Genomic DNA, 13,223 nt, shown 5'->3' with positions numbered 1-13,223 from the left:
GGTCGCATCGACAATAATGGTGGTGCCCACCAGCATGTTTTGTTCCTTCGCGATGGAGATCGTTTTTTGAATGAGCAGATCCAACAGGTTCATGTCCTGCAGCCGCAGCTTGCGAAATTTGGTGAGGGAACTGGGGTTAATCACATCTTCTTCCGGAGCCATATCTAAAAAGAATTTAAAGGACATGTCGACCTTCGTCCGTTCGACCAGATCGACATCGGATAGATCATAAATCGTTTTAAGCAGGAGGTATTTAAACATGCGGACAGGATCAATGGCCTGTCGGCCATGGTCGGGGCAGTACTTCTCCTGCAGTTCCTCATACACAAACGAAAAGTCGACGAGCTCCTGCATACGGCGGAGCATGTGATCCTTCGGGATGAGGAGGTCATAGAGGGCCAGATACGGACTTAGCGGCACCGATGATTGTCGACGAAGCATGGTCGCCACCCGCTTTCCAAGTAGTAAACTAAGTATAGACGATCATCTGGGAAAAAGGGAGCAAAAAAGATAAAGAAGACCAAAAACGTCCACAAGGACGTTTCTAGTCTTCATCAAGGACTTTTTCAGTGGCCCCCTTGCTTCCTCCACGTATTTCTTAGTCTGATCTGTCGTTTGTGCAATATAGCGTCCCAACAGCTTGTCCCGGTTCACTTCCACGACCTGCCCCTTCTCCAATAGACCCATTGAAGCGTACAGTTTCCCATATAGACGCGCAAGCGTTGTTTTACCGGTGCCTGGGTTTCCTTTCATGATGATGTGAGAAGCATGTGATGCATCTTCGTCTAAAGTAGGCAGCTGTTTTTCTACTAACTTCTCGCGGAATGCATTAAACTGAAGCTGCTCTTGTATTTCTTGCTTTACCTGTTGCAAGCCGATCAACTCATTCAGCTCCTCAGACACTACTGAAAGATCAATTGATTCAGTCTGTTTTGGAGCGTAAACACCTTCTGCTTCGGGGCCACGTTTCTCGACCAGTGCTTCTGCCTCTATCACCAAGTTTTCATCTGCATGTTTGTCGATTTGAACATCCTGGAGGCTAACGTGAGAATCACCGGAAGCAACAAGCCCTTGAAACGCCCCTTCTGCAATCAGTGAGCGCTGCAAGGTTACCTCGCTGTCGACAATCAAGCATTGGGGATAACCGGACGTCTCATCTTTTTGAGATCCATTCCATAAACAGGTTACATCACGAATGGTCGCATGCGACGCACCATGCAGAAAAATCGCATTGCTTGTAGCATGCAAAAGTGATGATGACGTTAACATGAGCGAGCTGCTCGCCTCTGCAAGAATATGTGCGTCATGCGAATGGTCAAACGTGGAGTCATCAATATGAAGTACCGCTTCGACTCCCTTTAATGAAAAGCTTGGATGATGAGCAATACGTGTTGATTGAAGGGTAACCCTGCCACCCGCTTCTACGGTAATCCCACTATGATATCCGTGTTCTATCGTGCACTGATGTAAGTCGCACGTATGTCCCTCTACTTTTATTTGACTGTAAAAAATCTCGTCAGTAGTAGCTTGCCCATTAAACCGAAACGCTGTCTTGATCAGGGTTGCTGATGCTTCACCTGTAACGAAGATACCAGTATAGGTCGCTTGCTCCACACGAGATTCTGTCATGGTACACGTGGCTTGATCAATGACGGCAATATGCAAATCGTTCGTTCTAATGAGGTCACAGCGAAGCAGGCGAGCATTACTGGTATCGAATACACCCAACGATCTGCCTTCATGGTCGCTGAATGATGAATCCTCCATGTGAAGATCACTATCACCAGCTAGACCGATTCCCGCTGCTCCATTAGTAAACGCTACCTCCCTCACATTCACTTGAGACATGAACGCATATACGTTCCACCACAGTTCTTCATCAAACCCGTTTTGATCGAAGCAGCTATTTTGAATATGAATGGTGCTATGCTCCATCACCACCGCCGTTCGCTTCACGCCTTCTACAATAACTTGATACAACCTTCCAATTGCATGAATCAACTGAATAGCATGATTGGCCTGATCGGAAAAAGTTACATCTTCACAAGTCAGGTCAGATTCGCTTTCGCAACGGATGCCAGTTCCATTTCCTACTAGCCTCGCCCGTGCAACCTCCGCTATACTCACCTCGTTTAGCTCGATGCCAATCGCACAGTCGGTTATTCGTACTCCATGTAATGTTAAAGTGGAGCGCTCTGCTTTACAGCCGATACCACCGGAAGCGTGTACGCTGCTATCGATCAACTTTAACGTTGCATCTATAATGTGTATTGCTGGAAACGGACTACTGCCAGTAGACGTAATTTCCAATCCCTCTATGTTAGCTGCACAATCTTTTATTAAGACAGTAATTTGAGAGGAACTAGTTAAAGAGACACCTTGATCTTTCCCTCGGATCGAAATAGGTTTATCAATTGATATTGCTTCGTTATACGTACCGGGTGCAATAAGAATCGTATCCTCTGGTCTTGCGGCATTTATAGCTTCTTGAATTGTTAGATAATCAGCTTCTCCAGTCGCAGATACATCAATATTTTTCATCATACACTTATCACCTCTTCCTAAATCCTACAGGACATTCCCAAATAAAGAAAACTTCTTCCAATTATAGCTACTCTTCAACCGTGAACTAGCTGTAAAATAATGCGGAAAGGAGGCGTATGGGAAAGGATAAAAAATAAAATCTGAACGATGAGCATTAAGCGGGGAGAGAAAACAATGACAATTCGGTTTTACGTATCAACCACGACAAAGCCTATGGGATTGGCTAAAGCCATTCAAGGCGCCATGGAAGAAGAACCTACTGTTCTATTAGAGGCGGTTGGAGCTGGAGCGATCAATCAGGCGCTAAAAGCAGTCGCTGCAGTGAATGCATCAATACCTGAATCGAACATGAAATATGCCGTTCTTCCAGTGATGACGGTAACCCAAGTAAATAACTCGGAAAAAATGAGGCATATGATGAAACTGACCGTAAAAGCAATAAATTAGTCGGACGTCTGACTTCTTTTCACTAAAAGAATCCCCCGGTATTCATACTTACCGGGGGATTCTTTAAAATCTATAATCTCCACAACGTAATTGATTCAGGACATGCTTCTTTTTCAAGCCTTCCTTTAATATCAATTACAATGCCTTTCCCATGCTTTAGTATAGAGTCAAACTGAGACCAGCCTTGATCAATATATTCTGAATGCGGAACAGCAAAGACTACAGCATCAGATGGCTTTAACTCGCTTTCATCATATAGATTAACGCCATACTCTTCTTTTGCCTCATGTTTTTCTGCCCACGGATCGGTAACTTGAACTTCTACACCAAAATCCTCAAGTTCTTTTATAACATCAATTACTCTAGAATTACGCAGATCTGGTACATTCTCTTTAAATGTTAGACCCATTACTGTTACTCTAGCACCTTGAACGGGCAAGTTTTTATGAATCATCTCTTTAACTAGAGACGTGGCTATGTATTTCCCCATCCCATCATTAATTCTACGACCCGCTAATATAATTTCAGGGTGGTATCCAATGCTTTCAGCTTTATGTGTTAGATAGTAAGGATCTACACCAATACAATGTCCGCCAACTAAACCTGGAGAGAATGGGAGGAAATTCCACTTTGTTCCTGCAGCTTCTAATACTTCGTTGGTATCAATGTCTAATTTATCAAAGATTAAGGATAGCTCGTTCATAAGTGCTATATTTAAATCTCTTTGAGTATTCTCAATAACCTTTGCAGCCTCTGCGACTTTTATTGTACTTGCTTTGTGAACACCAGCGTCTACGACACTTTCATAAACTTCAGCAATTGTATCTAATACTTCTGGAGTTTGTCCTGAGACGACTTTTGTTATCGTAGTAAATGTATGCTTTTTATCTCCTGGATTAATTCGCTCAGGAGAGTATCCAACAAAGAAATCCGTTCCAGCTTTTAAACCAGAAGCATTTTCAAGTATAGGTATACACACTTCTTCCGTCGCTCCCGGATATACCGTTGATTCGAACACTACTATTGTACCTTCGCTTAAGCTCTCGCCCACCGTCTGAGAGGATTTCATTAGGGGAGTCAAATCTGGTTGTTTGTTCTCATTTATAGGTGTGGGAACCGCTACAATAATGAAATCACACTCTTTTAAGTTCTCTTTGTCCATCGTAAAGTTAACGGAGCTTTGTGCTAACTCCTCTTCACTAACTTCATTTGTAAAATCAATCCCTTTATTCAAAGTCTCGATTCTATGTTTATTTATATCAAAACCTACTATATCGTGTTGTTTTCCAAAAGCTACTGCTACTGGAAGTCCAACATATCCTAAGCCTACTACACCAATCTTCCGATCCATTAAATTCTCTCCTTTAGCCTTATATTTTTTTTCCACTTAGATTTTCTACATACCAAGCCATGGTTCTTTCCAAACCTTCAAATACATCAATTTTCGGATTATACCCTAGTAACTCTTTCGCTTTACTAATATCAGCTAAGGAGTGTGGTATATCTCCTTCACGTGCTGGACCGTATATCGGATCAATATCGCTATTTAATAACGTTTTTATATTTTCGTATAATTTATTAAGAGTAATATTTGACCCATAAGCAATATTAAATGCCTCACCACTAGCTTCAATTCCTGCTTCGCATGCTAATAAATTAGCTTCAATCACATTATCAATATATGTAAAATCACGCGTTTGGGAACCGTCTCCATTTATTGTTGGCCCTTTACCTTCTAATAAAGCTTTAACAAACACTGGTATTACCGCTGCATAGGTAGAATCAGGGTCCTGCCTTCGACCAAACACATTAAAATATCTTAAGCCGACGGTCTCAAGACCATACAAGTCAAAATAATTTTTCGCGTATAATTCATTAACACTTTTAGTAATTGCGTAAGGCGAGAGAGGCTTTCCTTCTACTCCTTCTACTTTAGGTAGCGTTTTCTCGTCACCATATACGGAGGACGACGAAGCATAAACAAACTTTTTGACTCGTTCATTCTTTGCTGCTTCTAACATATTAAGTGTGCCATGAATATTTACCTCATCATAAATTAAAGGCATTTTGATAGATCGTGGGACTGAACCCCATGCAGCCTGATGTAATACAAAATCCATATCTTTAACTGCTTCGATACAAATCGATTCATTTCTAATATCACCGTTCAAAAATTCGACATCATAGTTCGAAACTAAATAATTTATATTTTCAACTCGACCATTTGATAGATCATCCAATATTCTAACATTATTGCCCTTCTTCAATAAACTTTCACATAGATTACTTCCTACAAATCCAGCTGCTCCTGTTACTAGATAGTTTGTCAAATTTAAGCCCTCCGTTTAATTTTATTTGTCAATAATTTTAAAGTTTTCACAATAATGTTGAGAAAAAATTTAAATCTATTATCATTTTTATAAAATAACAAAATGAAAAATGTAACAATTATTAACGTAATTAATATATTTGAAATGAACTGAACTACCAAAGAAAAATTGGTTAAATTCATTAAATTTAATATTACTAAAATTGCTACAAAAATTACTAATAAATCAATAATATACCTTAAACTTTGAAAATAATAATTTATTACGCTCACTTTAAATCCATATTTATATAACACGTAAGCTTCAATCCAATAGCTAATAAACAAATTACTAATAAATGTACCAATTAATATTCCCAACAATCCAAAATATTGTACAAGAATTATTGAAATTAAAATATTAAAAAGCGCTTCCACTATAGATTTATACCGATCTTGCCAAAATAATCCATGTGCATTTTTAAAAGTTATAACAGCCTTTCTATATCCAATTAAATAAAAATTAATTACGATAATCGCTACTAAGTATTTATTTAATAAGTAATTCTCACCTATCCACATTTCAATAAACAAATTGAATGTAAAGAATAAGATTAAGGAAGATATTCCGAATATCCATGCATTAGAAAATAATATATTGTTAAATAATTTAATCTGTTCATTTTCTTTTTTAGTAGTAATGTAATTGCCTACACTAGCAGTTATTGATTGAAATCCTTGTCCTACAATAGTCTTCAAAGTATTTGTGATTAAAAGATAATTTGAATATATTCCGACTAAACTTATAGTTGTATATATTGATAAAATTATATTGTCAGAAGAATGGGAAACAGTAGAGCCTACTTTATGATAAGCTAACCCTTTCATATGTTTAAAGATATTCGCCTTATATTCCTTCGACAAACGACAGCCTTTGGTATTAATTATAAAGGGATAGATGTTATTAGCCTTACGTAAGATTAATATATTTTCTATAACTTTAAATATCGCACTAATTGCTAAAAAAACAATTAAGCTAGGATAAATTATGATTCCAATAATTTGAACCATAATAGTAATTAACATAAATACATAATGGTAAAAATTGACAATATAACTTTTTTGATCGGCAATTAAAATTGATCTTTTATAAGCTAAAAAATAAGTTATAGTACTATTAACTACCGACAATAAGAAAATAATTTCGATGTTAGGTATTTCTTCAGAGACTATAAATTGAACGAACGGCATTAGACAAAGCCCTAATAGTAATATAAATAAACCAATCGATATGTATATTTTTTTATAAAATTCCATAAGTGCTTTAAGTAAGTTTATTTGATTCTTTTCAAGCGGCTCATACATACAATATATTAAAGCAATCCCAATTCCTAATTCGGCTAAAGATAGTACCGCTATAATGTTATTAAAAAGACTATAAACCCCTAAATATTCAATTCCTAGATGATCTATAAATATTTTTCTACTAAAGAAATTTGCTATAACTATACCTACATGTCCTATTATTGCCACTAATAAGTTATATATAGATTTTTTAGTTCTCAACAATCAATACCTACTTAATTTTTTTGACATTACAAAAAGTTAGCTGTGAATGGCTTTGTTAATTAAACTTATGATTTGGTGATATGCTTCTTTATTTGAAAGAAAAGTATTTATTCTTTCATCCTTTAAGTTAGATTTTGGTTTTTTAATAATGTCTTCTATATTTAATGCGATATTATTTGGATTGTATGATACGATAATACCTTGATTATCGTTGGTAATAACTTCATTAACCCCTTCATAATTTACCGATAAAACTATTGTATTCAAAATAATCGATTCCGCCAACACAAGTCCATATCCCTCACTTAAAGCAAAATGCAATAGCACATCTGCTTCTCTTATTAAAAAATATGGATTTTCTAAATTACCAGTAAGCACTATATATTGCTCCATATTCTCCTTATGAATAAGTTCCATTAGTTCTTCTTTCCTATTACCTTCCCCAACTATATACCAAATAAATTTGTAACCTTTATTTGCTAATATTTTTAAAGATTGAACTCCTAAACTATAATTTTTGTTTGTATCTATTCTACCAATAGATACAAAATTGGTGATATTATAATTTACAGCTATATTTGATTTTCGGGACTTTGTTATTATATCCTGTTCATTTATAATATTAGGAATAACTTTTACTTTGGGTAGACTGTCAAAATGCTTATAAACATTTTTTTTTAAATTTTCAGACACAACTACTATTTCATCAAATTTATTTAAGTATTTATTCTCATATTGTTTGTTTAATAACAAGTTTTCAATTCTACCATGAATCCAACATATCTTTTTTTTAGAAATAATCGAATCAACTACCAATTGATTCCAAATATCTATTCCTCCATTATAAGAGATCGCAAGGTCATATTCTTCATCTATTATACTACGATTATTATACTTAATTGCCTCCCAATACAATAACCTTTTTTTCTTGTAATTTTTAAAGCCTACAAAACTAATTTTGATAAAATTAATGACTTCACGAATTGAAGACAAATTTTTGATATCATTATAAAAGCTTTTTCTTGTAAACTGAGGACCCTTTATATGATTAGGTAATTCATGAATTATAACATTCTCAGGAACATATGTTTTCCATTCACCAGTATTATTATTCACCAAAATAGTGATTTCAGAGTTGAAATTCTCATTAATTAACTTTATTACCTCCATTAAACTTTTTTGTACTCCGCCAATTTTAAAATCACCACAAGTCAATAGTATCTTCATTTTTTCTCCTTGTAATAGACGATAATATTTATTATTGCTATTGCCAAAATATAGTAAGATAAAACTCTGTAATAAGTATAGCTACTAATCCCACTTACTATGATATCAACAAAAACCAATACTAGAATTATTGCAGTGTTATTTGATTTTTCTTTGAAATAAATTTTTATATTTGCTAACAAAATTACTAATATAGGAAAATAATAAAGGGAAAATCCTATAATACCATGATTAACTAGAAGTTCGATATAATTATTATGTGAAGCTACTAATCTCAATATCCCTTCAGAATAAATGTATCTAAAAGCTCCTGTACCATGACCAATTATTGGATTACTGCTGAATAACTCTATCCCTCTAGCGATTAGATTTTGACGAACTTGATCTGATGCTGAAACAAGTGAATCATCAAATAGAAAAAATGTATCAGTAAATCTATCTAAATTAAAATTATTATAGATAGTCATAAGCAAAATAATAGAAAAAGTTAGAAGACTAAAAATAATTGCTTTTAAAAAGTTTTTTTGCATAATTAGGTAAATTAAAAACCCTATTAATAAAATAAGTACTGAAGATCTCGAATAAGTAGAAATTATTATTATGATGTTTATAACTAATGCAAAAGTAATTATCAATAATAATAATTTACTTAATTTATTCCAATGATCATATATTATTGCAACCGTCACTAAACTACTTATGCTTAAATAGTAGCCTATTGTATTAGGTTGACTTATTTCATATCCTAATCTTTCACCCGATTGTATTGCAGTAAAAAGTCCATTAAATCCATAATAATTTAATACATATAAACTCAATAAGAAGCCTGACACAGATATAGAAGACAAATAAATTGAGGGGCTTAATTTATTATCAAATGTATTAATAATTAGAAAGAATAATATTAGACATGAAATTAAAGACGTTAGTATAACTATAGAGTAAGAAGATTCTGGTGAATATAATACTCCTAGTATCAACATCATTACAAAGGGGATAAATAATAATGAATATTTATTTATAGTTAGTTTTTGTTTCATCCATCGGTAAATCAAATATAAAAATAGTATAAGCGTTAATATATTCGAATAAATAACTGTATTCGAATTGTGTCCGAAAATAAATAATGCCCCTAAAAATAAAACTAAAAGGATATTAACTTTTATTGTTTTCTTTCTTACAATATTATCGATCACCAATTTAATCCCCCTTCCACTAAAAATTTCGTTTCCTCGCATTAATATAATATTAAATAAGGTCTGCTTGTCACAACATAGTTATATATTTGATTCATCATAATAATAGTCAATAATGCGTTTTGTAATATAATTGTATTTCCAATCTTCTAAATATAATATATCTCTTAATAATTTATCATTTATATACAATTTAAAGAAATAATCAAAATAACCTTTATATACATCACTTTGGAGTATTTGATGTTCTTTGACCATTGTTCGGTTATCACGAAATAATCCGAAATGTAATCCATGATGAGGTCGGAAGTTAACAGCTAAATAATTCAAAGGATCTAAATCAGGTTTATTAGGGCTAATGGGTGGTAAGTCTATATCTGATAAACTGATTAATTCATAAAGTAATTCTTCATCGTTTCGAGTTTCGGTTTTTACTTCACCTAATAAAATACTATGGAAATAATAAAAATGCTTCCTAACCTCTTTATAGTACTTCTCTCTTTCTATAAAATGTAATCCAGTTAATCTTCTTTCTTCAATTGGTTTATTATTGAATAGTTTTTTTAAGGCTACGCTATCTCTATTCTTAAGTAACTTAATAAATCTTTTTATACTAAAACTATTTTCTTTCAAATTTACTCTTAGGGAATTACTATAAGGTAACTTAATTTGTTTCATATGTAGAATATGTTGCTCACATAAATCTAAGTCTTCCCTGCAAATGAAAATATCTAAATCACCTATGTATATATAATCGTATTCATCAAAGCTTTCATGGTAGAAAAACCATCTTAGTGCCTGCTGATAATAACCATATTTTTTAATAGATTTAGTATTCTTCATATCAAAATTGAAATTTTCATATATTTCAAAATCGCCGAGATGTTCTAACTTATTTATTTTTTCCCATATCTTAGGTTTCAAATTATTTGTAGAGAAAATCTTAACACTATAATTAGGGTAAGCTTTTAATACTGAATATATAAACATTGGGACATAGTTTTGATAATTATCTCCAAAGTTGTAACCTACTATACAAATTTTATTCATTCGAAGCTCCTTTTAATTCATTAAATATAATTTCATGAGAATCAATCCATTTCTCAAAGGAATAATACTGCGCTCTCTCAAAAGCCAATGCCGAATAAATTGACCTATCTTCATCATTTTCGATCATGTATTTCATCGCCAAATACAGGTTATTAATATTCTCTAATTTTGGATTATTATTTGGATCGTCTACTAAAATACCATAAGCACCTTTTTTGAATTTGTGTATTTTTTTATTGTACTTTAACTTCGGATCTAAAATTTCACGAGGACCAGTTTTACAGTTCGTAGATACTATTGGTAATTTGCAGTTCATTGCTTCAACTAATGCGTTTGGGAAGCCTTCTGAAATTGATGAAAGTACATAACAATCACTTGTAGAAAGAAGCTTTTCTGGATTAGAATGATAACCTACTAATTCTACAGAGTTTTCTAGACCTAATCTTGATATTTGATTTCTTATATTATATGTTTGATAATCATCTCCCTTACCAAGAATAATTAATTTACAATCAATTTGATTTGCTTTTAATAATTTCATTACTTCCAATAAAGTATTATAATTCTTTTCCGGTCTGTAGCTACCCATTGTTACAAAAGTGAACTTGTCATTTGTACGTTCCTGCTTAATTAGTTTATTATTAATATCATAACCATTTGGAATAGTATATGTTTTCTTTATAGTTAATTTATGATTAATATTGATGTAGTGCGTTAAGTCTTTCGATACACTTAATATTGCATTTGATCTAAAGAAAATATATTTTAATATCCAAATATGAAAAAAGTGAACTAAATTATTTTTTTTATTTAAATTCCCAAACCCTCGGATTGATATTATGGTTTTTTGTTTATTAGTAGTTAAAACATTTATAAGATTTGCTGAATTACCAAAACTATACATTATAACGTTAGGTTTGAATTCGTTTTTATATTTGTTTAGTCTGTATGTTCTAAGTAAAATATTTAATGCTTTAAAAATCCCTTTTTTGCTAGGGGAGTTTATTGAAAATAACTCCCCCTCGTATGGGTAATCTATATTATTATCATCAAATAAACAAATATTCACTTTGTAGCCTTTTTGACTAAATAAGTAACTTAGTCTTGAAACAACTCTTTCTGCTCCTCCTTTCCTCAAACTAGGAATAATAAGACAAATTTCTTTCATAATCATGAACTCCTCATATGTGATTTAGGTCCTTGTTTACATCTTTTTTGAAATCGGAAATAGTTCCTATTCGAGCGAATCATGACATTTTAGTATTGATAATCGTATATAATATTGGGATCAACTCTCTCATATCTTATAATTTAAATACCTATTCGGTTATTTAGTATATTTACGAGGTTTTTTACTTCAGGCTGGGTCTCCTGTTCTTAAAGCTAAGTTGATAAGTAGTTTTAAATTATCCTTCTAGAATAGTGAGTCTTACAAACAAAATTGATTTAATATCAGCTTTCAAACTATAAATATTCAATCCCCACCGCTAAGCCCGAATGAGGTTAACCTAACAAGAGATTAGCCACACGATAAACTACTTTGAAATATTAGTAGTTTATTCATTACCTCTGAAATTGTATATTTAGCGGGTTGTTATATCCCCGCTACAAATGAGCTTTTGCACTAAGGTGTATAGACTAGTTAGTCTAAGCAAACTTTAAATTTTCACAATAAGAAAAGGTGTGAAATGAATTCAATTTCTTGTAAACCTATTTAACCGATGATTTGTGAAAACTTTTCATTCCTAAAAATCACATATCAGGCCTTGCAAGAGCTATTCGAGTAAATGATTCACTATTTTTTGATTTATCTCTTTAATATTAAATTTTGATTCAACTAGCTTTCTACTTTCTAAAGCCATATTTGGTAACCCATCAATAGATATCATTCGTTTCATTGCTAAATATAAATCCTTTTCGTTTTGAGGTTTAACCAAGATACCATTTTTCCCATTCACAGTACTTCTACATCCTGGTGTATCGGTTGTAATTATTGGCCGACCGACTGCCATTGCTTCTAATGTAGATCTGGGTGTACCTTCAAAATATGAAGGTAAAACAAATATTGAGCTATTTATCAGTAAAGGGTATACATCTTGAACTACACCTATATATTCAATAACTGAGTTATTATTTGCTTCAATAATGGTCCTTTCTAAAGCTTTGTCTTCAATGGGACCTGCTAACTTAATATTCACTCTCGGATACTCTTTTCTAATTTTTTTCGCAGCATGTAAAAATTCATATACACCCTTTTCTTTAGATAGCCTACTTATCATCACAAAACTAAATTCACGAGGTAATTTTCTGAATTTAAATTTATTTAGATTCACACCTGACCCATTCACTAATGATGCTTTATGAATGTTTACCATTTTTTTATCAACAAATAAATTTAGATCTTCTTTGTTTTGAAATATTATTATTTTGGAGAATTTAAATGCAATTTTAAGAAGTGGAGAAAAAACTGCTCGTAAAATCCAATACTTCTTCTTATTATTTCTGAATATATTGCCAGCACCATTTATTACACAGACTATATTGTTAACACCTGCTATTTTAGCAGAAAAAACCATTAACGGGATTGATCGAACGCCATATACTAACAATGAATTTAAGTTTGCTTTTTTCAAGATCCTTATAGTGCTTATAAATGTTAGTACTTCCTTAAATAAGTTTATATTATTTTTTTGTACAGGTACTTCAATGAAAGTTATATTATTAGTTTCGTAGTCATAATGCTCTTTCTCATTGCTTTTACTTCCTATAAAACTAATCGAAGCTTCTTTTTGCAGCAATTTCAGCAATTCTATCCTACCTGTATTTGGCAAGAGAAAAATGTATAAAACGGCAGCGCTTTTTGCCATGCCACTCGTGAACCC

General features: G+C 32.7%; 11 protein-coding genes. 1 reads left to right on the top strand and 10 read right to left on the bottom strand.

Features of this window, described 5'->3' with window-relative positions; genetic code table 11:
• Together ACFO4L_RS01035 and ACFO4L_RS01030 are read right to left on the bottom strand one after the other, a co-directional pair.
• On the bottom strand, positions 1-441 hold a 441-nt coding region (locus tag ACFO4L_RS01035), incomplete at its 3' end, for a transposase (protein ID WP_377907788.1).
• Between the two features lie 42 nt (positions 442-483).
• A complete protein-coding gene (locus tag ACFO4L_RS01030) occupies positions 484-2,544 on the bottom strand; it encodes a right-handed parallel beta-helix repeat-containing protein (protein ID WP_377907787.1) in 2,061 nt (686 codons plus the stop codon).
• A gap of 174 nt (positions 2,545-2,718) precedes the next feature.
• Between ACFO4L_RS01030 and ACFO4L_RS01025 the strand changes: the two genes are divergently transcribed.
• A complete protein-coding gene (locus ACFO4L_RS01025; protein WP_377907786.1) occupies positions 2,719-2,991 on the top strand; it encodes a stage V sporulation protein S in 273 nt (90 codons plus the stop codon).
• 70 nt (positions 2,992-3,061) lie between these two features.
• Here ACFO4L_RS01025 and ACFO4L_RS01020 read toward each other — a convergent pair whose 3' ends face one another.
• From ACFO4L_RS01020 to ACFO4L_RS00985, 8 genes are all read right to left on the bottom strand, one after another.
• Positions 3,062-4,342, bottom strand: a complete 1,281-nt coding sequence (locus tag ACFO4L_RS01020) for a nucleotide sugar dehydrogenase (RefSeq protein WP_377907785.1) — start codon at positions 4,340-4,342, stop codon at positions 3,062-3,064.
• A gap of 19 nt (positions 4,343-4,361) precedes the next feature.
• A complete protein-coding gene (locus ACFO4L_RS01015) occupies positions 4,362-5,321 on the bottom strand; it encodes an SDR family oxidoreductase (protein ID WP_377907784.1) in 960 nt (319 codons plus the stop codon).
• Positions 5,322-5,323: 2 nt separating this feature from the next.
• Positions 5,324-6,865 (bottom strand): lipopolysaccharide biosynthesis protein, encoded by a 1,542-nt coding sequence (locus ACFO4L_RS01010; RefSeq protein WP_377907783.1) that lies wholly within the window; start codon positions 6,863-6,865, stop codon positions 5,324-5,326.
• Between the two features lie 39 nt (positions 6,866-6,904).
• The gene (locus tag ACFO4L_RS01005) at positions 6,905-8,095 is read right to left on the bottom strand and encodes a glycosyltransferase (RefSeq protein ID WP_377907782.1); all 1,191 of its coding nucleotides are present in this window, start codon (positions 8,093-8,095) and stop codon (positions 6,905-6,907) included.
• The gene (locus ACFO4L_RS01000; protein ID WP_377907781.1) at positions 8,092-9,291 is read right to left on the bottom strand and encodes an O-antigen ligase family protein; all 1,200 of its coding nucleotides are present in this window, start codon (positions 9,289-9,291) and stop codon (positions 8,092-8,094) included. The genes ACFO4L_RS01005 and ACFO4L_RS01000 overlap by 4 nt, the downstream gene beginning before the upstream one ends.
• Positions 9,292-9,372: 81 nt before the next feature.
• Complete coding sequence (locus ACFO4L_RS00995; protein WP_377907780.1) at positions 9,373-10,341, bottom strand: hypothetical protein; 969 nt, start codon at positions 10,339-10,341, stop codon at positions 9,373-9,375.
• The gene (locus tag ACFO4L_RS00990; RefSeq protein ID WP_377907779.1) at positions 10,334-11,509 is read right to left on the bottom strand and encodes a glycosyltransferase; all 1,176 of its coding nucleotides are present in this window, start codon (positions 11,507-11,509) and stop codon (positions 10,334-10,336) included. The genes ACFO4L_RS00995 and ACFO4L_RS00990 overlap by 8 nt, the downstream gene beginning before the upstream one ends.
• A gap of 607 nt (positions 11,510-12,116) precedes the next feature.
• A partial coding sequence (locus ACFO4L_RS00985; RefSeq protein WP_377907778.1) for a glycosyltransferase family 4 protein occupies positions 12,117-13,223 on the bottom strand: 1,107 nt, incomplete at its 5' end.

The sequence above is a fragment of the Bacillus daqingensis genome (genome assembly GCF_042654445.1).
Classification (GTDB): domain Bacteria; phylum Bacillota; class Bacilli; order Bacillales; family Salisediminibacteriaceae; genus Alkalicoccus; species Alkalicoccus luteus.
This window is presented reverse-complemented; position numbering and strand designations above follow the sequence as displayed.

Bases quoted from the DNA above. Each gene is read 5' to 3' on its own strand.
- ACFO4L_RS01030 (WP_377907787.1), bottom strand. From the start codon at position 2,544: ATGATGAAAAATATTGATGTATCTGCGACTGGAGAAGCTGATTATCTA.
- ACFO4L_RS01025 (WP_377907786.1), top strand. From the start codon at position 2,719: ATGACAATTCGGTTTTACGTATCAACCACGACAAAGCCTATGGGATTG.
- ACFO4L_RS01020 (WP_377907785.1), bottom strand. From the start codon at position 4,342: ATGGATCGGAAGATTGGTGTAGTAGGCTTAGGATATGTTGGACTTCCA.
- ACFO4L_RS01005 (WP_377907782.1), bottom strand. From the start codon at position 8,095: ATGAAGATACTATTGACTTGTGGTGATTTTAAAATTGGCGGAGTACAA.
- ACFO4L_RS00995 (WP_377907780.1), bottom strand. From the start codon at position 10,341: ATGAATAAAATTTGTATAGTAGGTTACAACTTTGGAGATAATTATCAA.
- ACFO4L_RS00990 (WP_377907779.1), bottom strand. From the start codon at position 11,509: ATGAAAGAAATTTGTCTTATTATTCCTAGTTTGAGGAAAGGAGGAGCA.